Origin of the sequence: Propionicicella superfundia DSM 22317 (assembly GCF_000423465.1) — a bacterium.
Classification (GTDB): domain Bacteria; phylum Actinomycetota; class Actinomycetes; order Propionibacteriales; family Propionibacteriaceae; genus Propionicicella; species Propionicicella superfundia.
Genome location: NZ_AUIA01000018.1, coordinates 1 through 20,179 on the forward strand (window position 1 = coordinate 1; position 20,179 = coordinate 20,179).

Consider the following 20,179-nt stretch of genomic DNA (forward strand, 5'->3'; position numbering starts at 1 on the left):
CGACGCCGATCCGGCGGAACGTATCGAGCTGATCGATCACCGCCGGCGCCGCACGCGTCCCGATCAACTCAGCCCCCGCCATCAAGAACACATACGCATTCTGCGCATGCGGCGCCTTGATCCCCGACACCTTCACCCGCGTACCCGACCCCGCCAACGTGTCCACCATCACCAACACCTGCTCCAACGTCGGCGCCTCGAACTGACCCGTCGCCGACTTCGCCCAATCGATCCCCGCCTCCGCGATCAACCGACACGCCGTCGCAACCTCCTCCACCGACAAGAACGCCGTATCGATGATCATCTTCGTCATCACACCCTGCGCCGCATCCACATACTCCCGGAACTCCGCCAGGATCTTGTCGTACTTCCGATCCTTCAGATCATGCAGATTCATCGTGTTGTCCAACACCGTCGCCCCCCACCCGACGGCCTCCTCCACCTCCCGACACTTCACCGCACTCGACTGATTCCCGAACGGGAACCCCACACCAGCCCCCACCAACACACCCGTCCCCGCCAACTCCTCAGCCACCACCGGCGTCCAATACGACGACCCGAAACAAAACGCCATGCAGTTATACGCCACCGCCGTCTTGCACTCCGCCCGGATCTCCGCCTCCGTGATGTCCTTCCGCAAAATCGCGTAATCAAAACACTTCCCCAACTCACGCTTCGTCAACCTCGCGAAATCAGGCATGAAAGACTCCTTGTCCGTCGCACAGCAAAGCCGCCGTCGTTGGCGGCACTCGTTCGGCTCTGATCGATGTTGTGCGAACCTGTTAGAACCTGTTCAATAATGTCATCTCCTGCGGACGGCCGCAAGGGCAACCCGGACCGGACGAGGCGGTGAGCGGCGGCGTAGCTACGCTCCGGCCGGGAAGCTACCGGGGGACCGGTAGCGTCCCGGCCTTGGCGTAGCGTCCCGACCCGGGACGTAGCGACGCCGATCCATGCGTCGCCTTCGCGACCGAATGGTGGTTCTGCGCGCCGCGATTGTCTCTGGACCCATCGGTGCGGTAACACTTTGCAGGTGACGAGGTCTCATATTCTCCTGCTCGGTGTCGACGGGTTCTACCTTCCGATCCTGGAGGCCGAGCCTCTCTGCGGACCGGCGCTCATGTCGCTGGCACAAGAGGGAACGCGCGTGGACATGCGGATGCCAGTTCCGACACTGTCAGGCCCCGGGTGGGCGACGATCCTCACCGGAGTGCCCGCCGAGCAGCATGGGGTCACCAACAACCAACTCTTCGGTAACCGGCTGGTCATGTTTCCCGACCTGCTGAGCCGGGCCTTCTATGCCGATCAGACCACCGTCACCTTCGCGGCCGCCGGCTGGTCGCCGCTCGTCGATCCCGCGAGCACCGGGCCCGTCATCCACGAGCGGCGGGAGCAGCAGCTCGCGGGGCTGCACTACGTCATCTCGCGCGAGGGCGAGCAGCGCGGGTACACCGTGACCGACGCCGAGATCACCGACTACGCGGACTTCGCCCTGCGGCAGGACGTCGCCGTGGACGTCGGCTTCGTGTACTTCTGCGGCACCGACGAGGCGGCACACCTGTTCGGGACGGAGGGGCCGGAGTACCGGCGGGCCATCACGCGCATCGACACCCATGTGGCTCGCATCCTCGCCCGGGTGGAGGAGCGCGCTGCGCGGGGCGAGCCCTGGCTGGTGGCGGCGGTCACCGACCACGGACACCGTCCCGAGGGCGGCCACGGCGGCGGGTCCGACCGCGAGACGGCGTCCTTCGTCCTCGCCCGCGGTTACGGACGTCCCAATCCCGACTGGCCCGCCCGGATCGAACCGCACGAACTCGCGGGGCTGCTTCTCGCCGAACGCGCCTGAGGCCCCGGGAGCACAGGGCCCGGACCAGGACGAACCACAGGGCCGGACCGGACCGGCTCCGGACCGGAGCACGGGAGACGGGACGTCCGCACCGCCCTCCCGATCAGAGAGCCGGCTGCGCGTCCGCTCCGCCGCTGGCGGGAACGTATTCCCGGGGGACCCGGCGCGTGATGGCGCACGTGACCTCGTAGGAGATCGTGCCGAGCAGATCGGCCAGTTCGGTCGTCGTGATCCGTTCGTCGCCCGAGCGCCCCACGAGGACGACCTCGGCGCCCCGGGAGACCGCCGAGCCAGGCCCGAGGTCGACCATGAACTGGTCCATGCAGACGCGTCCCGCGATCGGGTAGGACCGGCCCTCGATGAGAACCCGCCCCGTATTGGACAGTCGCCGGTTGTACCCGTCCCCGTAGCCGACGGGGATCGTCGCGATCCGCGTGGCGCGCGGCGCCGTCCAGGTGCGGCCATAGCTGACCGTCTCTCCCGCGACGACGTCCTTCACGAACGACACCCGCGTGCTCCACGCGAGCGCCGGCCGCAGATCGACCGTCCGGGGGGTCGCCGCGTCGGGGTACGAACCGTAGATCATGATGCCGGGCCGCACCATGTCGAACCAGGTGTCGGGGTGCGCCAGGACACCCGCCGAGTTCGCGAGGTGCACGATGCGCGGACGGCCACGGGCCGCCGTGACGGCTTCGACCGCCGCGGCGAAGCGCCGCGTCTGCGCCGCCGTGTACTCGTCCTGAGCCGGGACGTCGGCGACCGCGAGATGGGAGAACAGACCCTCCAGGTCGAGGTTCGGTGCGTCGTCGATCAGCGCTGCCAGGTCGGCGGCCCGCTCCGGCCGCTCCCCGAGGCGTCCCATGCCGGTGTCGATCTTCAGGTGCACGGGAACGGTGACGCCGGCTCGACCCGCCGCCGCGGCGACCATGTCGATGGTCGTCGCATCGACGACCGTCAGCGTGATGCCGTGCGCGACCGCCGCGTCGACCTCGTCGGAGAAGCACGGGCTCAGCTTGAGAATCGGCAGCTCGACGCCTGCCCTGCGGAGTTCGAGTCCCTCGGCCACGGTGGCGACACCGAACCGGTCGGTCACCCCGGCCGCGGCCAGGTGGCGGGCGACCGGCACGGCACCATGGCCGTAGGCGTCGGCCTTGACGGCGGACAGGATCAGCCTGTCCCCCACACGAGCGCGGATTCCGCGCAGATTCTCCTCGATCGCGCCGAGATCGACCCGGGCGTACGTCGGCTGGCTCACGGACTCACCGTAGCGCCGTCCCGCCGAACTCACCGAGCGCTCTGCATCCTCCGGAATTCCGCCGATTCCCGCGGGAAGGGGAGCGCTCGGCGAGACGGGTTCTCCGCGACGGGCCCGTCAGGCGGCGTCCGTCTGCCCCGGCTCCCCCGGCACGGCATGCGCAGCCGCGACCGTCGCCGTCGCGAACTCCACGAACACGCGGACGAGACCGGTCACCACGAGCGGGAAGACCCAGCCCGTCAACAGGAACAGCACCGCGACCACCATGTAGAAGCTGTTGACGGTGCTCCCCCCGTAGGGGAGGGCGCTCATCGAGGAGTAGAACAGCCCGGCGACCGTGCCGACGTACCACAGCAGGCCCGCGGCAAACGTCCCCACATGGAGCAGTTTGCCGAGCTGCGGTGTCGCGACCTTGCTGAACCCGAAGTCGAACAGCAGGCCGAACGGGCTCGGCTTCACCGGTGCGGCCGCGTAGCCGGGGACCGTCGCCGGGTACCCGGTCGGTCCGGGGGCGGCGGAGGCCGCGCTCTGCGGATAGGACGGGCTCGGCGGATACGCCGGGGACCCGCCCTCCTGCGGCTGGACACCGTACCCGTAGGCCTGCGACACGTCGGGCGCCTGACGCGCACCCTCGTACGGATTGGGCGCCGACGGATAGCCGGCGGCCGGGTAACCCGCCGATCCGGCGGAGGAGGGGTAGCCGCCCTGCCCCTGAGGCTGCTGCGGGTCGTAGTTCGGTCCGAGGTTCGCGTAGGGATCCTGCTGCGTCATGGACCTATCCTCCCCCGCCGGGGGCCAGGTCGCAGCCCGTGGGATCCCCCGGTCCCCTCAGAACAGCAGCGAGAGGCCCGGATCCTCCAGGATCGTGGCGACGTCGCCGAGGAACTTCGACCCCATCTCCCCGTCGACGAGACGATGGTCGAACGTGATGACCACCGTGCACACGTAACGGGGCTCGATCCGCTCCTCGGCGCCGGTGCCGACCAGCCACGGACGCCGCTTGACCGTCCCGAGGCAGAGGATCGCGGCCTCGCCCGGGTTGAGGATCGGCGTCCCGGCGTCCACCCCGAAGATGCCCACGTTCGTGATCGTGAAGGTTCCGCCGACCATGTCGGACGGCTGCACGCGACCCTCCCGCGCCACGGCGATCATCCGGTTCATGGCCTGGGCGAGCTCCACGAGGTTCAGCTCGTTGGCCTGCTTGATGTTCGGCACGATGAGACCTCGCGGCGTGGCCGCGGCGATGCCGAGGTTCACGTCGCGGTGCAGGACGATCTCACCGGTCGCCTCGTCGTAGCTGGAGTTGATCTCGGGGTTGCGGGCGATCGCCAGGCACGCGGCCTTCGCGAACACCAGCAGAGGCGAGACGCGCAGGCTGGCGAACTCGCGGCGCCCCTTCAGCGACTCGACGAGCGTCATCGTCTCGGTCACGTCGATGGTCACCCACGCCGTCGCCTGCGGCACGCGCAGCGACTCGGTCATGGACGTGACCATCGCCTTGCGCACGCCGCGCAGCGGCCGCCGCTCGTGCTCGGGCCGCGTCACCCGCACCGACGACACGGCGTCGGCCGCCGCGACGACGTCCTCGCGTGTGATCACTCCCCCCGGCCCCGACCCGGGCACGCCGTGAAGGTCGACACCCAGATCGCGTGCGAGGCGGCGCACCTGCGGGGCGGCGAGCGGGCTGCGCGGCAGCGACGGCGCGGGCGGTTCGGCACCGGGCGCGGGCAGCGGATCGCCTGCCGCCTCGGCCGTCACCGCATGGGTCTCGGTGACCTCGTCCACACGCCGCGAGACGGGCCTGTCCGTCGCGTACGACTCCTGGACCTGTTCCTTCGTCTCCTCCGGCGGGACCGCGACGACGCCCTTGCGCGGCCGTCTGCTGACCGCGCCCGGCCTGGCCCCGTAGCCGACGAGCAGCGCGGCGCCCGCCTCCGCGGCGGTGGAACGTCCACCCTCGACCTCGCGCGGGGCGGCGTCGGGGGCGGCCGGAGTCGGCGCGCTGGGCGCCGACGGCGCGGACTCTGCGAGGTCGGTCACCGTCGTGACCGACGATCCGGCGTCGGGAGAGGGTCCGTTGCCCCGGCCGTCGTCGATCTCGATGACCGGCGTCCCGATCGCGACGGTGTCGCCCTCGGCGACCAGGAGGCGGGCGACCCGGCCGGCGTGGGGCGAGGGCAGCTCGACCAGGGACTTCGCGGTCTCGATCTCCAGCAGGATGTCGTTGACCTGCACCTCGTCGCCGACGGCAACGCGCCACGACGTGATCTCGGCCTCCACCAGTCCCTCGCCGGGATCGGGGAGTCGGAACTGCAGCATGGTGGTCTCCTCGTTGTCGCGCGTGCTCAGTAGGCCAGGGTGCGGTCGACCGCGTCAAGGATCCGGTCGAGGTCGGGCAGGAACTCCGACTCCAGCTTGCTCGGCGGGTACGGGAAGTCGTAGCCCGTCACCCGCAGCACGGGGGCGTGGAGCGAGAAGAAGCACCCCTCCTGGACCCGGGCGGCGATCTCGGCGCCCAGCCCGGCATTGCGGCTCGCCTCGTGGACGACCACGGCCCGGCCCGTGCGGGCCACCGACTCGAGGACCGTGGCGTCGTCCAGCGGGGACAGCGAGCGCAGGTCGACCACCTCCAGGTCCTTGCCCTCCTCGGCGGCCGCGACGGCGGCCTCCAGGCAGGTTCGCACCTGTCCGCCGTAGGTGAGGAGCGTGGCGTCCCGGCCGGGCTTCACCACGCGCGCCCGGTGCAGCGGGAGCGGCGGGGCGACCAGGTCGACCTCGCCCTTCTCGTGGTAGCGCCGCTTCGGCTCGAAGAAGATCACCGGATCGTCGCTCGCGATGGACTGCTGGATCATCCAGTACGCGTCCAGCGGATTGGACGGTGTCACGACCTTCAGCCCGGGGGTGTGGGCGAAGTACGCCTCGGGCGACTCCGAGTGGTGCTCGATCGCGCCCACCCCGCCGCCGGCCGGCATCCGCACGACGACCGGCATCGGGAGCCTCCCGTGCGACCGGAAGAACATCCGGGACAACTGGCTCACGATCTGATCGAACGCCGGGAACACGAACCCCTCGAACTGGATCTCGACGACCGGCCGGTACCCGCGCAGGGCCAGGCCGATCGCCGTCCCGACGATGCCCGACTCGGCCAGCGGCGAGTCGACGACGCGATCGGTGCCGAACTCCTCCTGCAACCCCTCGGTGATGCGGAAGACGCCGCCGAGCCTGCCGATGTCCTCGCCTGCGAGCAGCACCTTCGGGTCGGCCTCCAGGGACCGCCGCAACCCCGCGTTGAGGGCCTTCGCCATCGTGAACGCGGTCATCCGGCCACCTCCGCGTCGAGGAAGCTGTCCGCGTAGGCGACGTAGGCCGCCCGCTGCGTCGCGAGGTACTGGGGGGTGGCGGCGAAGGCTCGCGACCACATGTCCGGCAACTCGGGCGGAGGCAGCGTCAGGCAGCCGGTCCGCATCCGCTCGGCGAGCGCGTCCGACTCCGCCTGCAGGTCGTCCAGGAACGGCTGGTCGATCGCGCCGCGGTCCAGCAGGTACGCCTTCGTGCGTTCGATCGGATCCTTGGCCCGCCATTCGGCGAGCTCGGCCTCGAGCCGGTACTTGGTCGGATCGTCGGACGTCGTGTGCGCGCCCATGCGGTAGGTGAACGCCTCGATGAACGTCGGCCCCTTGCCGGAGCGGGCGCGTTCCAGCGCCCACGATGTCACCGCGTGCACGGCCAGCGGGTCGTTGCCGTCGACGCGAACCCCCGGGAATCCGTAGCCGTCGGCCCGGCGGTACAGCGGGATGCGGGACTGGCGCGCGATCGGCTCGGAGATCGCCCACTGGTTGTTCTGGCAGAAGAAGACCACCGGGGCCTGGTAGGAGGCCGCGAAGACGAAGGCCTCGTTGACGTCTCCCTGGGACGTCGCGCCGTCGCCGAAGTAGACGAGCGTCGCGCCGTTGTCGGCGGGGTCGGGATTGCCCACGACACCGTCACGTTGCATGCCCATGGCGTACCCGACGGCATGCAGCGTCTGGGTGCCGATCACGAAGGAGTACAGGTGGAAGCGCAGCCGCCGCGGGTCCCAGTCGATCATGGACGTTCCGCGGAACGGCGCCAGCAGTGCGAGCGGGTCGACGCCCATCTTCAGCGCCACCGCGTGCTCGCGGTAACTGGGGAAGACGAAGTCGAGCGGCCCCACCGCGGCGGCCGAGCCGACCTGCGCGCCCTCCTGGCCGAGCAGCGGGCACCACAGCCCGAGCTCTCCCTTGCGCTGGAGTGCGGTGCCCTCCGTGTCGAGGCGGCGGGCGAGGACCATGTCGCGGAGGTACCCGGCGACGTCCTCGTCGGTGCCCGTGAAGGCGAAGTCCGCGTTGGCGGTGCGTTCCCCTGCGGGAGTGAGGAGCTGGACGATCTCGTCCTCGGTCGTATCGGGTGTCACGCGGCGCTCCTGTCGGTCCGGACGACGGATGGACGGTGATCGCGATCGGGAGAACCGCCCCGGCCGCGACAAACCTACGGTACCGTAACCGTAGGTACCTCCCAAGGTCCAGCCCTGTGCCACACGCCGGGCGGCCCCGGATCTCCCAGGGCGGCCCGGCGGTGGGCTCTCAGTGCGCGACAGCTCCAGCGGACCCGGCACCCGTCATCGACCGCACCTCCATCTCGGCCTGAAGCTCGGCGTCCGCCGGCACGGAGGACGTGACCGTGCCGATCCATCCCGCGAGGAAGGCCAGCGGCAAGGACACGATGGTCGGGCTGGTCAGGGGGAAGATCGCGATCGGATTGGTCGCCGAGATCGCCGGCGAGAGCACGATGAGGACGATCGCCGACACGAGCCCGGTGTAGATCGACCACACCGAGCCGCGCGTGGTGAACCGCTTCCAGTACAGCGTCATCAGGATCGCCGGCAGATTGGCGGACGCCGCGACCGCGAACGCCAGCGACACGAGGAACGCGATGTTCTGTCCGTTCGCCGCGATGCCGCCCACGATGGCGAGCACCCCGATGACCACGGCGGTGGTGCGCGCGACCTTCACCTCCTGCGCCGGATCGGCCTTGCCCTTCTTCAGCACCGAGTTGTAGAAGTCGTGGGCGAACGAGGCCGACGCCGTGATCGTGAGTCCGGCCACGACGGCCAGGATCGTCGCGAACGCGACGCCGGAGATGATCCCCATCAGGACCTCGCCGCCAAGGACGAGGGCGAGCAGCGGTGCGGCGGAGTTGGCCTTGCCCGGAGCAGCCAGGATGCGCTCGACCCCCACGAGTTGCGCGGCGCCGTATCCGAGCATCAGCGTGAACAGGAAGAAGATCCCGACCAGCACGATCGCCCAGGTGGCCGAGCGACGCGCCTCCTTGGCCGACGGCACCGTGTAGAACCGCATCAGCACATGCGGCAGGCCGGACGGGCCGGCGACCAGGGCGATCGCCAGGGACAGGAAGCTGAGCTTGGTGACGACCCCTCCGGCGCCGTACTGGAGCATCGGCTGCAGGATCGCATCCCCCTTCGGATGGACCGCGGCGGCGTTGCCGAGGAGCGTGGACAGGTTGAACCCGTTCTTCGACATCACCCAGAACGTCATCAGCGCCGCGCCGGCGATGAGGAGCGTCGCCTTGATCATCTGCACCCAGGTCGTCCCCTTCATGCCTCCGATCAGGACGTACACGATCATGACGACGCCGACGACGACGATCACCCCCGACTGGGCCAGGGGATCGGTGACGCCGAGCAGCAAGGCCACCAGCCCGCCCGCGCCGGCCATCTGCGCGAGGAGGTACACGAACGAGATGGTGAGCGTCGACAGCGCCGCCGCCGTCCTCACCGGCCGTTGGTTCATGCGGAAGCTCAAGACGTCGGCCATCGTGTACTGACCGGTGTTCCGCAGCGGCTCGGCCACGAGGTACAGCGCGAGCAGCAGTGCGACGAAGAAGCCCACGGAGTACAGCAGCCCGTCGTAGCCGTAGACGGCGATGGCGCCGGTGACGCCGAGGAACGCTGCGGCGGACAGGTAATCACCGGTTATAGCAAGTCCGTTCTGGCGACCGGAAAAGGCCGCGCCGCCCGTGTAGAAGGAGCCGGCCCGCTTCTCTGAATCACGGGTCACTTTGATCACGACAAGCAGTGTGACAACGACGAATGCCGCAAAGATCGCAATGTTGATGATGGGATTCCCGGTGTTCATGCCCCCACCTCCGCTTCGACCCGCTGCCGCAATTCGGCCGCCTGCGGGTCGAGCACCGTCGCCGTCCGGCGCATGTAGAGCCACGTCGCGAACCAGGTGGTCGGGAACTGGATGAGGCCGATGATCATCCCGTTGGTGAGAGTGCCGACCAGCGGAGCGCCCATGAACTCCTCGGCGAAGGTGGACAGCAGGACGTAGAGGAAGTACCACGCCAGCACCGCCACCACCACAGGGAAGGCGAAGGTCCGGAAGCTCCGCCGGAGGCCCTGGAAGTCGTCCGAGCGCTGCATCCGGACGTAGGCCGACATCGGGGGGTGCGGGTGCGGTTCGACCGTGCTCAACTCGGGCAGAGGCCAGTGGTCCTCGGGAAGGCGGTACTCCGGCGAACTCTCGTCCGGCATACCCTGGGGGGTATCGTGCGACGTCATATCGGCCCTTCTGATCGGAAGCGGTCGGATGGGACCGGGCACCCTCGCCCGGTGGAGTCAATCAGCGGACAATCCCTGCACGGAAAGCGATTCCGTCGAACGGAATGCGGAGAAAATACGGGAGCAGGAACGGGATGTCAACACTTGTCGGGAAAAAGTCACACCCGCACCGGGCAGAAGTGACCAACGGCCGCCGCCACGGCATCGAATCACCGGAGAAGCGACCGCCGACGCCGGGAGCCGCGTCACCTCGTACGGCGGCGCGTCACCTCGTACGGCGGATCGTGTAGCTCGGCGACGTGGACGTGAAGCCATACGGATTCGTGTACGACAGCCGCCACCGGTACGTCCCCGCCGTCCCCGACCCGTACGTCAACGGAATCGTCACCTGACCCGACGAGTTCGTCACCCCCGACCGACTCCTCGACCACGACCCGCCCACCAGGAACTGCACCCACACCGTCCGGCCCGACCCCGTGTTCGGCACCGACCCCCTCACCGACACCGACCGACCCACCTTGGCCGTGGCGGGACGCGAGACGACGGCCGGAGTGGTCCCCCGCCGCGTGACCGTATAGGTCGGCGAGGTCGACGTGAAGCCATGCGGATTCGTGTACGACAGCCGCCACCGGTACGTCCCCGCCGTCCCCGACCCGTACGTCAACGGAATCGTCACCTGACCCGACGAGTTCGTCACCCCCGACCGACTCCTCGACCACGACCCGCCCACCAGGAACTGCACCCACACCGTCCGGCCCGACCCCGTGTTCGGCACCGACCCCCTCACCGACACCGACTGACCCACCAGCGCCGACGCGGGCCGGGAGGTCACGACCGGAGTGGTCCCCCGCCGCGTGACCGCGAAAGTGCCCGAGTAGGTCACCGCCGTGCCCGATCCCACCCGCAGCCGGTAGGTGTACGTGCCGGCGGTCGTGGCGCCATAGGTCAGGGGCAGCGCGACCCGCCCGTCGGACGCCGTCGTGCCCGTCCGGCTCGTCGACCAGCCCGACCCGGTCCTGACCTCCAGCGCGACCGGCCTGCCGCCGGGGTTGACCTCGCTCACCGTCGCCGTCACCGACGCCGACTGCCCGACCAGCAGCGAACCCGGGACGGACGTCGCGGCGACACTCACGGACTGCCGCGGCGGCGTCTGCGAGGGAGCCGGCGGACTCATGGTGTTCACGGTCACGAACCGCCACCCCTCGGCGGATCCCCTCACCGGCCGGTAGGTCGCCGCACCGGACTGCGAGTACGACCAGGACGACCACGTGCCGTCCCCGTTCTCGACGGCATGCCAGTACGACCAGTAGTGATCGGCCGCGACACGCTCGTCGCTCGGCAGGCCGTCGATCGACGTGAGGAGCCCCGAGCGCTGCGTGACGGCGTAGCCGGCGCTCTGCAGCGCGTCCAGACCCGTGTCGTGCGACGCGGCGCACCCGCGCGTCACCCCCTGCCCGAGCGCGGACGCGTCCACGACGACCCACACGCCGGCGCACGTCTCCGGCGCGGCGACAGGCGCGGCGCTCGCGGCGGGCACGGCTCCCCCGGCCAGCAGGCCGGCCACGGTCAGCGCGGCGACAGCCCGCAGGACGCCGCGACGCGACCTCCGCCACGTCCGCAGGTGGGTGATCAGGGACATCTCCGCCCGTCCTTCCGATGGGTCGGCGCACCGGAGGAGGACCTGGGCGCGCTGACGGTCGTCACCCGCAGGCATTCCGGCTGTACGGTTGCGCGTCAGCCCCGGAGTCGCACCGGGTTCCCCTGCATGGCCCGACCACGGTAACGCGCCCGGCGCCCGAGCGCACGCCGTCGATATCCCTGCACCCGCTCCGCCGGGCATCGACCCCTGTCAGACTGGACACGACCACGATCTGCGCGGGAGGTGCCATGCTCGTCGCCGAGGACCTTCTCCTGCTGCTCACCGACGACGACTCCGGCAAGCCCGAGGTCATGACGTCCAACTCCGGATTCCTGCTCGCCGGAGCCCTGCTGGCCGATCTGGCGCTGAGCGGCCACCTGCGGCTGACCGAGCGCGGCGAGACGACGCGCCGCAACAGGATCGTCCCGGACCCTGGCCTCGAACCCCCCGCAGACCCGCTCCTCGCCGAGGCTCTCAGCCGCGCCGCCCGGAAGAGCAGTTGGCGACCGGGCGCCCTCGTCTCCGCGCTGTCGCGGCTCCCCCGGCTCCGCACCCGCCTGTTCGAACGGCTGTCGCGGGCCGAGCTCGTCCAGCGCGACGAGCGGAGCTTCCTCGGGTTCCGGTGGTCCCGGTGGCCGGCCGTGGCGGACGGTCACGAGGCCGACGTCCGGCGGGGGCTGCAGGACGTGCTGCTGCTCGGCGCCGCCCCCGACGACCGGCAGGCGGCCCTCATCGGACTGCTCGCCGCCGCCGGCATCGTCCCCCGCATCCTGCTGCGGGGAATCGCCCACGACGGCGCCGGCGTCCGCCGCCAGACCAAGGAGTTGCGGACCCGGCACTGGGTCGCGCGGGCGACCTACGACGCGATCCAGGAGGCACAGGCCGCCGCGGCGGGCGCGGCGACCGGCGGGTCCTGACCGGCCGCGGTCCGGCGGAAGCCTCCCGCGTCGGCCCTCTCAGTCCGTCAGGGTGGCGGCGAGCACCGCCTTGATCGAGTGCATCCGGTTCTCGGACTGCGCGAACACGATGGACTGCGGCGAGCCGAACACCTCGTCGGTCACCTCCAGCTCGCTCATCCCGGCCAGCCGGTACACCTCGTCGGCGACCGCCGTGCTGCGGTCGTGGTAGGCGGGCAGGCAGTGCATGAATCTCACATCGGAGTTGCCGGTCTGCTCCAAGACGTCCATCGTCACCTGGTACGGGCGCAGCGCCGCGATCCTCCGTGCCCACACCTCTGCCGGCTCCCCCATCGTCAGCCACACGTCGGTGTGCACGAAATCGACGTCGGCCACCCCGGTACGCACATCGTCGGTCACCGTGATCCGCGCGCCCGTGATCGCGGCCGCGTCGCGGGCCTGCTCCACCAGCTCGACCGGCGGCTGGAACCCCGACGGGGCGACGATGCGGACGTCCATGCCCAGCAGCGCCCCCGCGTACAGCAGCGAGCGGGCGACGTTGAAGCGCGCGTCGCCGAGGAACGCGAAGGCGATGTCCCGATCCTCCAGGCCCGACGACTCGCGCATCGTGAACATGTCGCACAGGCTCTGCGTCGGATGCCACTCGTCGGTGAGCCCGTTGTACACGGGCACCTGCGCATGCTCCGCGAGGATCTCCACATCGCGGTGCGAACCGCCGCGGAAGGCGATCGCATCGTAGATCCCGCCCAGCATCCGCGCCGTGTCGGCGACGGACTCCTGAAGCGCCAGATGCGTGTCGTCGGGGCCGAGGTAGGTCGTGAACGCGCCCTGGTGGAACGCGGCGACCTCGAAGGAGGTCCGCGTCCGGGTCGACGGCCTGTCGAAGACGACCGCGATCGTCCGGCCCACGAGCCTGCGCGCCTCGACCCCGGCGCGCCGGTCCGCCTTCAGGCGTGCCGTCAGATCCACCAGATGCCGCCACTCCGCGGGGGTGAAATCCGTCTCCTTCAAGAAGTCACGCCCGGCAAGGGAGCGCACGGCCTCCTGCGACATATGCCCGCTGTTCCTCTCACGCGTAGGTGGCCACGATAACGGGCATGCCTCCGGCCGTGACAGTATCGACACATGCTGACTCGCTTCCTGGCGAACGCCGCGGCCCTCGCGGTCGCGACCCTCCTCGTCCCGGGAATCTCCGCCGGAGGAACGACGAACGCCGACAAGGTCTTCGCGATCCTCCTGGTCGCGGTCATCTTCGGCGTGGTGAATGCCCTGGTCAAGCCGTTCTTCACCTTCGTCACCGCCCCGCTCGTCCTCGTGACGCTCGGCATCTTCCTGCTCGTCGTGAACGCCGCTCTGCTGATGCTGACGTCCTGGCTGGCGGGGTACCTGCAGATCGGGTGGCACGTGGACGACTTCTGGTCGGCCGTCCTCGGCGCCCTCATCGTGTCGACGGTGAGCTTCATCGTCAACGCCTTCCTGGACAACAACCGAGAGGAGACGCACCAGTGACGTCCCGCCGATCCCGCGCCCACGACCGCCCGGAGCCCGGCGAGACGGACACCTTCGGCGTCGTCTTCGTGTGCACCGGCAACATCTGCCGATCCCCGATGGCCGAGTTCATCGCACGCGGCAGGGCGGAGCGCGAACTGGACGTCCCTGCCCGCTTCTCCAGCGCGGGAACCAGCGACGAGGAGGACGGCAATCCCGTCGATCCGCGGGCGGCCCGGCAGCTCCGCGCCGCCGGGTACGCCACCGGCGGTCACGTCGCCCACCGGATCACCGGTGCCGAGATCGCCGCCGCCGACCTGATCGTCGGCATGGAGGAGCACCATGTGCGCGCCCTCCGCCGCTCCGCTCCCGGCGCCGACGTCCGGCTGCTCAGCGAGTTCGACCCCGGCGCCCGGCCGGGCCAGGGCGTCCCCGATCCGTGGTACGGCGGGCAGGAGGGATTCGAGCGCACCGCCGCCGCGATCGAGGCGGCGATCCCGGGCATCTTCGCGCACATCCGCCGGTTCGCGACCGGGGCGGCCGACGCCGTCTGACGATCAGGCTGCCCGCCCCATAACGCTCCTCACAGGTCCGCCGATCCGCGGACGCGCGGCCGAACGCGTCCATGCCGGTCCGGAAAGCGTGGCAGGCTGGCACCATGCACATCCTGGTGGTTGACGACGACCAGGCGGTCCGGGACTCCCTCGCACGGTCGCTGCAGTACAGCGGCTACGAGGTCTCGACCGCCGTCGACGGCGTGGACGCCCTGGCAAAGCTGGCGGGAGCGCGTCCCGACGCCGTCATCATGGACGTGATGATGCCGCGCCTCGACGGCCTGGAGGCCACGCGCATGCTGCGGGCGAACGGCAACGACGTGCCGATCCTCGTCCTGACGGCGCGCGACGCGGTCAACGACCGGGTCGACGGGTTGGATGCCGGCGGCGACGACTACATGGCCAAGCCGTTCGCGCTCGACGAGCTCCTCGCCCGCATCCGGGCGCTCACGCGGCGCTCGAAGCCTGCCGCGGAGTTCACCACCGACCTGCTGGTGTTCGAGAACCTCACGCTCGACCTGCAGACCCGCGAGGTGACACGGGCCGGGCGGCGGATCTCGCTCACCCGCACCGAGTTCGCCCTGCTGCAGACCTTCATGGAGCATCCGCGCCGCGTCCTGGAGCGCGGCTGGCTGCTCAACGAGGTGTGGGGATTCGACTTCCCGACCACCGCGAACTCCCTCGAGGTCTACATCGGGTACCTGCGCCGCAAGACCGAGGTCGATTCCGAGCCTCGGCTGATCCACACGGTGCGCGGGATCGGCTACGTCCTGCGTGAATCCCCACCGTGATCCGGGAACTCCTGGAGAGGCTGCCGAATCCCCGCCGATTGCTGCAGGACCGGATCTCGGTCCTGGTCGCGATCGGTGTCGCCTTCGCCGTCGGTATGGCCTCCGTGGCGGCGTACGTGACAAGCGCCGTCGCGCTGTACGCCCGCACCGACGACGAACTCGTCGAGATCGCCGCCGTCACCCGCACCTGGGTACAGCGCGACATCGAGGGGATGGGCGGGATCAACAACGACGCGCTCCGCGCGGTGAACGCCAACGTCGTGCTGCTGCGCTCGGACAACCAGTCGACCTACGTGCCGGGATCGCCCGCACCGTTCACCCCCGGGGCCACCGAGCTGGCGATCGCACGCACGCAGGTGGGCTCGTCGGCGCGCACCGTCAAGGGCACCGACGGCGCGCGGTACCGGCTCGTCGCCGTCCCGCTCGACGTGGACGGGTCGTACTACGCGCTCGTCATCGGTCGTCCGCTCGCCCCCACCGAGGACATCCTCCGCTCGCTCCAGATCGCCATCCTCGTATTCGGCTTCACCGGGATCGTCCTCGCGACCGGATTCGGGTGGTGGATCGGGCGCTCGGCCGTGCGTCCGCTGCGCGACCTCAGCCAGGCCGTCGCCGTCATCACCGAGACCGACGACCTCGAACCCATCACGGTCCGGGGCGACGACGAGATCGCCGACCTGACGCGGGCGTTCAACACGATGCTGTTGAGCCTCGAGTCGTCCAGGGAGCGGCAGAAGCGGCTCATCGCCGACGCCGGGCACGAACTGCGGACCCCCCTGACCTCGATGCGGACGAACATCGAGCTGCTGATGGCCGACGACCGGTCCGGCATGCTTCCGCCCGGCGCGCGCAGCGAGATCCTCGCCGATGTGGCGGCGCAGCTCGGCGAGTTCACGACGCTCGTGGGCGATCTCGTCCAGCTCTCCCGCGAGGACCGCGTCGAGGCCGCGCCCGAGCCCATCGACTTCCAGGACGTGGTCGCGCGGGCCGTCGAGCGGGCGAAACGGCGCGGACCGAGTCTCACCTTCGACGTCTCCCTGGAGCCGCTGTACCTCGTCGGCGAGCCCGACAGCCTGGAGCGGGCGGTGACGAACCTGCTCGACAACGCGGTGAAGTTCTCCCCCGACGGGGGCACGGTCACGGTCGAGATGGCCGACGGCCGGCTCCGGATCGCCGACCAGGGACCGGGCATCGCCGAGGAGGACCTGCCGCACGTCTTCGACCGGTTCTACCGCTCCGACAAGGCCCGCACCACTCCCGGGACAGGGCTGGGCCTGTCCATCGTCGACCACACGGTGAAGGCGCACGGCGGCGCGGTCGCGGCCGGCCGCGCCCCCGAAGGCGGCGCCGAGTTCGTCGTGAGCCTGCCCGGTCGGAGCGCACCCTGGTCGTCCGACGAGGACACCGAGGAGACCGTCGTCCTGCGTCGCGACGACTTGTAGGCGCCCACCGTGGAGAGTTGATGTTGGTAGTCCAACATCAACTCTCCACGCAACGCCCGTTCGGGAGTTGTCCACAGGCCCGGAGGCGCCCCGGCACGGGAGACGCCATGCTCGGTGCATGCACAGTCGGCTCCCCACCCCGCCCGAGGCCATCTCCCTGGCCGTGCGGCAGGGCCACGCGATCGCCCGTTCCCAGCTCGCCGCGCTCGGGGTCAGCCCCGAGGTGGTCCGGCGGCTGCGCCGCGAAGGCCGCCTCGTCCCGCTGGCCCGCGGTGTCTACGCCACCGGAGACGGCGGATGGGCGCAGGTGGCCTGGGCGGGGGTGTTGATCGGCGGATCACGGGCCGTGCTCGGGCTCCGCGCCGCAGCGTTCCTGCACGGCATGGTGCGCGAACCCGTGCTACCCGTCGAGGTCTTCGTCGGGAGCGCGCGTCATGAGCGTGACGAGCGCTGGCGGTTCATCCGCTCCGATCGATCCGGGCGGGGGGACCTTCCGCGCACGTCGATCCCGCAGACTCTCGTCGATCTCGCCGCCGAGGTCGAGTCCGATGAGCTCGTCGCCTTGGTGGCGGAGGCGACACGCGCCCGTCGCACCCATGGCCGCGAGGTGCTGCACCTTCTGGACGACCTTCCCCGGCATCCGCGCCGGAGGCTCCTCGCCGACCTTGTCGCCGAGGTGGCGGCGGGGTGCGAGAGTCCGCTCGAACTGCGGTATGCGCGGGACGTCGAGCGCGCTCACGGACTTCCCCGTGCCGTCCGGCAGGCCGGCCCGACCGCCCGCTACCGTGCCGACGTCTGGTACCGGGAGTACGGCGTCGTCGTCGAACTGGACGGCCGGCGCTACCACGCGGGGCGCGCCGCGCTCATGGACATGACGCGGGACAACGAGCATCGCCTGGCGGGGCTGATCACCCTCAGATTCGGCTGGGCGCATGTCGTGGGATCGCCGTGCGACGTGGCATGGACGGTCGCGCGGGCGCTGGCTGATCGCGGCTGGTCCGGGCTGCCGGTCTCCTGCCCGCGCTGCCACCGCGTGGCCTAGCGTGGAGAGTTGATGTTGGACTACCAACATCAACTCTCCACGCTGGCCGACAATGGCGGCATGCAGCAACGTGTGGTCGCCGTCGTCGCGGCGATGGCCGAGGAACTCCGGGCGCTGGCCGACGCGACGGCCGCCGAAGGCGCGGTCCGCGAGGAGCACGTCCTCGGCAGAAGCCTCCGCCACGGCACGCTCGCCGGGACACCGGTGGTCCTCGCCCGTTCCGGCGTCGGGAAGGTCGCCGCTGCGGCCACGGCGGCGATCCTGTGCCAGCGGGCGGATGCCGTCGTGATGGTCGGGACCGCCGGAGGGCTGGCGCCCGAGGTTCGTCCCGGGGACGTGGTCGTCGCCGACGCGCTCCTCCAGCACGATGTGGATCCCCGGCCGCTGTTTCCCCGCTGGCAGGTCGACGGCGTGGTCCGGCTCCGGCCCGATCCCGAACTCACCGGCGCGCTGGGCGCCGCCGCGTCCGATGCCGTTGCCGGGCACCGCGACGCCCTGGCCGCACTCGGCCTGCCGACCCCGAGGTGGCACACCGGGCTCATCGTGAGCGGCGACCAGTTCATCGCCGACAGCGCGGCGTCCGACGCCCTGCGCCGCGACCTCCCCGACGCGCTGGCCGTCGAGATGGAAGGAGCGGCGGTCGCCCAGGTGTGCACCGGCGCCCGCGTTCCGTTCGCCGTCGCGCGCACGATCTCCGACCGGGCCGACGACGACGCCCATGTCGATTTCGCCCGCTTCCTCGCGACGGTGGCCGCCCCGTATGCGCGCGACCTCGTCGTGCGGGCGCTCACGATCCTCGGCTAGCGTTCCTGATTCGGTATCGACGCCGACAACGCCGCCTGGCGATATGACCGTCACCCCGGGCGGCGCCACGGTCGACGCAGCCCGCTGACGACAGCCACGAACGCCCGCACGTCACCCAGCCGCCCACGATCGGAGGATGAGCCTGCAACGACGGCCCGCACGAATCCCGTCGCCGCCGAGTGTATGGGGCGCATGAGGCGCGACAGCGCGTCTGATGATCGAGAAGGGACTCGACGATGAAGAACCGCATGTGCAGGGGGGCCTTGCTGTTATGGGCGGCCGCAGCGAGCATTGGTCTGATCCTGCTGCCGGGCGGTGTCGCCCGGGCGGACGACGCCGGTTCGGATGGCCAGGCGAAGCTGCAGAAGACCTCATCGGGAGGGGAAGTCTCCCAACTCGACATCTTCGCAAGAGAGGCGGGAGCTGCCTTCTTGGACAACCAGGCTGCCCTGGGCCAGTTGAAGGGTTGGATCCTGGACCAGCCCGAGACAGCGAAAAGCGGCTATCTGGAGCAGATCAACGACGCGGCCACCCTGTCCACGCGGATTCTGTGGTACGGAGACAAGAACCCGTTCCTAGTCAAGATATTGGATAAGGCCGCCAGCCTCGGTATCAAGGCCGAAGCTGAGCCCCGGTCAATGTCGCTGTCCCAAATCGGGCAGGCCACCCAGAAGATCTGGGACAACGCCGACAGGATCAACAGGTCCGGCTCTGTCGTCACATCCATCGCCGGTATCGGCCTGGAGGACAACGGCTTGGAGGTCGACGGAGTGTGGGTCGGGGCTCTCACCGCCGACTCGACGGGCAAAGTCGCTCAGGATGTTCTGGTGTCCCGCCAGGCTCTTTCCGCCGAGGTGGCCAAGCTGTCCGGAGCCAGGGCCTTCCTGATCGAGAGCGACGCGGATGTCGCGGCGACTCGGTCGAAGGACACATCGCCCTTTTGGGCGGGTGGCTACATGAAGAACACCAGCGGCGGTGTGTGTGCAACCGGTTTCTCCCTGAAGGTGGTCGGCATGATCCAAGGCCTCTCCGGCACCGTGATGACGGGTTCCCAGTGCGGCTCGGTGCACGACGCCGGCACCAACAAGTGCAGCACGACCGTGCTGTTCTCCTCGACCAGAACCATCGCCCGCTCCTTTGGCGCGACTCTTATCACCGCCTGAGGCTGCTGCGGCGGCCCGTGCAACCGGTTTCGAACCCGGCTGGCGGGCAGCCGCCCATCACATGCTTGCCCGCATGCAAAAGGAGCACCTCACATGTCCAGCCCACACGGCCTTTCGACCCGCATCCTGGCCCTCATCGCAGCCGTGGTCCTCGCTGGCTGCTCATCGGGCGCTCTCACCAGCCCCGATGCGTCCGGCGAGGACAGCCCCTGGTGGAGCGCCTCCCCCTCCCGCCCAGCCGGGTGCTGGCTGCCCGGCTCCGAACTGGTCTCGTGCGGCAGGCTCGTCAGTGTCGCCGGGCAGGGCCCCGACGGCTCGACCGTCCCCCTGCCCGGCGTGGTCCGCTTGTCATCCAGCACCTTCAGCGCGGCAGGCGACTGGCTGGAACTGGTCACCGAGATCGGCCCGTGCCACATCTCAACCACCCCGTACCGCATCAGCGACGGGCAATGGATCCCGGACCTCACGAGGCGGACCGTCGCCACCATAGGCTGCGCGACGGGCGCCGACGACACTCCCGAGTGGGTACGGGCGCTCTTCGACGACGAGTTCCACGTCGCCACGACGGACAGCGGTCGGGTCGAACTCGCCTCCGGGCCATCGGAGTGGATCGAGCTCGAATGGGAATGAGCGCTCC

At 70.1% G+C, this 20,179-nt stretch carries 20 protein-coding genes; 10 read left to right on the top strand and 10 right to left on the bottom strand.

Annotated elements, in window-relative coordinates; all coding sequences use genetic code 11:
• On the bottom strand, window positions 1-700 hold a 700-nt coding region (gene deoC / locus G555_RS0102995; RefSeq protein WP_028707716.1), incomplete at its 3' end, for a deoxyribose-phosphate aldolase.
• Window positions 701-1,033: 333 nt separating this feature from the next.
• Here deoC and G555_RS21695 point away from each other — a divergent pair.
• Window positions 1,034-1,846, top strand: coding sequence for an alkaline phosphatase family protein (locus tag G555_RS21695; protein ID WP_211223159.1), 813 nt, complete (start codon window positions 1,034-1,036; stop codon window positions 1,844-1,846).
• A gap of 103 nt (window positions 1,847-1,949) precedes the next feature.
• Here the strand turns inward: G555_RS21695 and alr are convergent, their stop codons facing one another.
• The 8 genes from alr to G555_RS22770 form a co-directional block, all read right to left on the bottom strand.
• A complete protein-coding gene (gene alr / locus G555_RS17630; RefSeq protein WP_036921027.1) occupies window positions 1,950-3,101 on the bottom strand; it encodes an alanine racemase in 1,152 nt (383 codons plus the stop codon).
• Window positions 3,102-3,218: 117 nt separating this feature from the next.
• The gene (locus tag G555_RS21015) at window positions 3,219-3,872 is read right to left on the bottom strand and encodes a DUF4282 domain-containing protein (protein WP_028707718.1); all 654 of its coding nucleotides are present in this window, start codon (window positions 3,870-3,872) and stop codon (window positions 3,219-3,221) included.
• 57 nt (window positions 3,873-3,929) lie between these two features.
• On the bottom strand, window positions 3,930-5,420 hold the full coding sequence (locus G555_RS0103015) for a dihydrolipoamide acetyltransferase family protein (RefSeq protein ID WP_028707719.1): 1,491 nt from the start codon (window positions 5,418-5,420) through the stop codon (window positions 3,930-3,932).
• A 26-nt stretch (window positions 5,421-5,446) separates the two neighbouring features.
• A complete protein-coding gene (locus G555_RS0103020) occupies window positions 5,447-6,421 on the bottom strand; it encodes an alpha-ketoacid dehydrogenase subunit beta (RefSeq protein ID WP_028707720.1) in 975 nt (324 codons plus the stop codon).
• Entirely contained in the window at window positions 6,418-7,533 is a 1,116-nt protein-coding gene (locus G555_RS0103025; RefSeq protein ID WP_036920979.1) for a thiamine pyrophosphate-dependent dehydrogenase E1 component subunit alpha, read from the bottom strand. Before G555_RS0103025 ends, G555_RS0103020 begins: the two co-directional genes overlap by 4 nt.
• Window positions 7,534-7,702: 169 nt before the next feature.
• A complete protein-coding gene (locus G555_RS0103030; protein ID WP_028707722.1) occupies window positions 7,703-9,274 on the bottom strand; it encodes a solute symporter family protein in 1,572 nt (523 codons plus the stop codon).
• Entirely contained in the window at window positions 9,271-9,675 is a 405-nt protein-coding gene (locus G555_RS0103035) for a DUF485 domain-containing protein (RefSeq protein WP_169337850.1), read from the bottom strand. Before G555_RS0103035 ends, G555_RS0103030 begins: the two co-directional genes overlap by 4 nt.
• 292 nt (window positions 9,676-9,967) lie before the next feature.
• A complete protein-coding gene (locus tag G555_RS22770; RefSeq protein ID WP_051208332.1) occupies window positions 9,968-11,341 on the bottom strand; it encodes a hypothetical protein in 1,374 nt (457 codons plus the stop codon).
• A 248-nt stretch (window positions 11,342-11,589) separates the two neighbouring features.
• On the opposite strand from G555_RS22770, the gene G555_RS17645 reads away from it, so the two are divergent.
• Window positions 11,590-12,258 (top strand): GPP34 family phosphoprotein, encoded by a 669-nt coding sequence (locus G555_RS17645; protein ID WP_051208334.1) that lies wholly within the window; start codon window positions 11,590-11,592, stop codon window positions 12,256-12,258.
• A gap of 39 nt (window positions 12,259-12,297) precedes the next feature.
• On the opposite strand, the gene argF is transcribed toward G555_RS17645, so the two are convergent.
• Window positions 12,298-13,311 (bottom strand): ornithine carbamoyltransferase, encoded by a 1,014-nt coding sequence (gene argF / locus G555_RS0103050; RefSeq protein ID WP_028707724.1) that lies wholly within the window; start codon window positions 13,309-13,311, stop codon window positions 12,298-12,300.
• 72 nt (window positions 13,312-13,383) lie between these two features.
• Between argF and G555_RS0103055 the strand changes: the two genes are divergently transcribed.
• The 8 genes from G555_RS0103055 (at window position 13,384) to G555_RS0103090 (ending at window position 20,172) form a co-directional block, all read left to right on the top strand.
• A complete protein-coding gene (locus tag G555_RS0103055) occupies window positions 13,384-13,767 on the top strand; it encodes a phage holin family protein (RefSeq protein WP_028707725.1) in 384 nt (127 codons plus the stop codon).
• A complete protein-coding gene (locus G555_RS0103060) occupies window positions 13,764-14,300 on the top strand; it encodes a low molecular weight protein-tyrosine-phosphatase (protein WP_425413818.1) in 537 nt (178 codons plus the stop codon). The genes G555_RS0103055 and G555_RS0103060 overlap by 4 nt, the downstream gene beginning before the upstream one ends.
• Window positions 14,301-14,404: 104 nt before the next feature.
• Window positions 14,405-15,091: a response regulator transcription factor gene (locus G555_RS0103065; protein WP_028707727.1), complete on the top strand. Its 687-nt coding sequence runs from the start codon at window positions 14,405-14,407 to the stop codon at window positions 15,089-15,091.
• Complete coding sequence (locus G555_RS17650) at window positions 15,088-16,533, top strand: sensor histidine kinase (RefSeq protein ID WP_036920982.1); 1,446 nt, start codon at window positions 15,088-15,090, stop codon at window positions 16,531-16,533. The genes G555_RS0103065 and G555_RS17650 overlap by 4 nt, the downstream gene beginning before the upstream one ends.
• A 118-nt stretch (window positions 16,534-16,651) precedes the next feature.
• Entirely contained in the window at window positions 16,652-17,575 is a 924-nt protein-coding gene (locus tag G555_RS21025) for a type IV toxin-antitoxin system AbiEi family antitoxin domain-containing protein (protein ID WP_051208339.1), read from the top strand.
• 12 nt (window positions 17,576-17,587) lie between these two features.
• Window positions 17,588-18,379 carry a 5'-methylthioadenosine/adenosylhomocysteine nucleosidase gene (locus G555_RS0103080; protein ID WP_211223160.1) on the top strand — a complete coding sequence of 264 codons (792 nt, stop codon included), beginning with the start codon at window positions 17,588-17,590 and terminating at the stop codon, window positions 18,377-18,379.
• Window positions 18,380-18,615: 236 nt separating this feature from the next.
• Window positions 18,616-19,542 carry a hypothetical protein gene (locus G555_RS0103085; RefSeq protein WP_156887410.1) on the top strand — a complete coding sequence of 309 codons (927 nt, stop codon included), beginning with the start codon at window positions 18,616-18,618 and terminating at the stop codon, window positions 19,540-19,542.
• Window positions 19,543-19,635: 93 nt separating this feature from the next.
• A complete protein-coding gene (locus tag G555_RS0103090) occupies window positions 19,636-20,172 on the top strand; it encodes a hypothetical protein (protein WP_028707730.1) in 537 nt (178 codons plus the stop codon).
• Window positions 20,173-20,179 lie beyond the last annotated feature (7 nt).

Excerpts from the sequence above, each read along its gene's own strand:
- G555_RS21015 (WP_028707718.1), bottom strand. The coding sequence starts at position 3,872 with ATGACGCAGCAGGATCCCTACGCGAACCTCGGACCGAACTACGACCCG.
- G555_RS0103015 (WP_028707719.1), bottom strand. The coding sequence starts at position 5,420 with ATGCTGCAGTTCCGACTCCCCGATCCCGGCGAGGGACTGGTGGAGGCC.
- G555_RS0103020 (WP_028707720.1), bottom strand. The coding sequence starts at position 6,421 with ATGACCGCGTTCACGATGGCGAAGGCCCTCAACGCGGGGTTGCGGCGG.
- G555_RS0103030 (WP_028707722.1), bottom strand. The coding sequence starts at position 9,274 with ATGAACACCGGGAATCCCATCATCAACATTGCGATCTTTGCGGCATTC.
- G555_RS0103035 (WP_169337850.1), bottom strand. The coding sequence starts at position 9,675 with ATGCCGGACGAGAGTTCGCCGGAGTACCGCCTTCCCGAGGACCACTGG.
- G555_RS22770 (WP_051208332.1), bottom strand. The coding sequence starts at position 11,341 with ATGTCCCTGATCACCCACCTGCGGACGTGGCGGAGGTCGCGTCGCGGC.
- G555_RS17645 (WP_051208334.1), top strand. The coding sequence starts at position 11,590 with ATGCTCGTCGCCGAGGACCTTCTCCTGCTGCTCACCGACGACGACTCC.
- argF (WP_028707724.1), bottom strand. The coding sequence starts at position 13,311 with ATGTCGCAGGAGGCCGTGCGCTCCCTTGCCGGGCGTGACTTCTTGAAG.
- G555_RS0103055 (WP_028707725.1), top strand. The coding sequence starts at position 13,384 with ATGCTGACTCGCTTCCTGGCGAACGCCGCGGCCCTCGCGGTCGCGACC.
- G555_RS0103065 (WP_028707727.1), top strand. The coding sequence starts at position 14,405 with ATGCACATCCTGGTGGTTGACGACGACCAGGCGGTCCGGGACTCCCTC.
- G555_RS21025 (WP_051208339.1), top strand. The coding sequence starts at position 16,652 with ATGCACAGTCGGCTCCCCACCCCGCCCGAGGCCATCTCCCTGGCCGTG.
- G555_RS0103080 (WP_211223160.1), top strand. The coding sequence starts at position 17,588 with ATGTTGGACTACCAACATCAACTCTCCACGCTGGCCGACAATGGCGGC.
- G555_RS0103085 (WP_156887410.1), top strand. The coding sequence starts at position 18,616 with ATGAAGAACCGCATGTGCAGGGGGGCCTTGCTGTTATGGGCGGCCGCA.
- G555_RS0103090 (WP_028707730.1), top strand. The coding sequence starts at position 19,636 with ATGTCCAGCCCACACGGCCTTTCGACCCGCATCCTGGCCCTCATCGCA.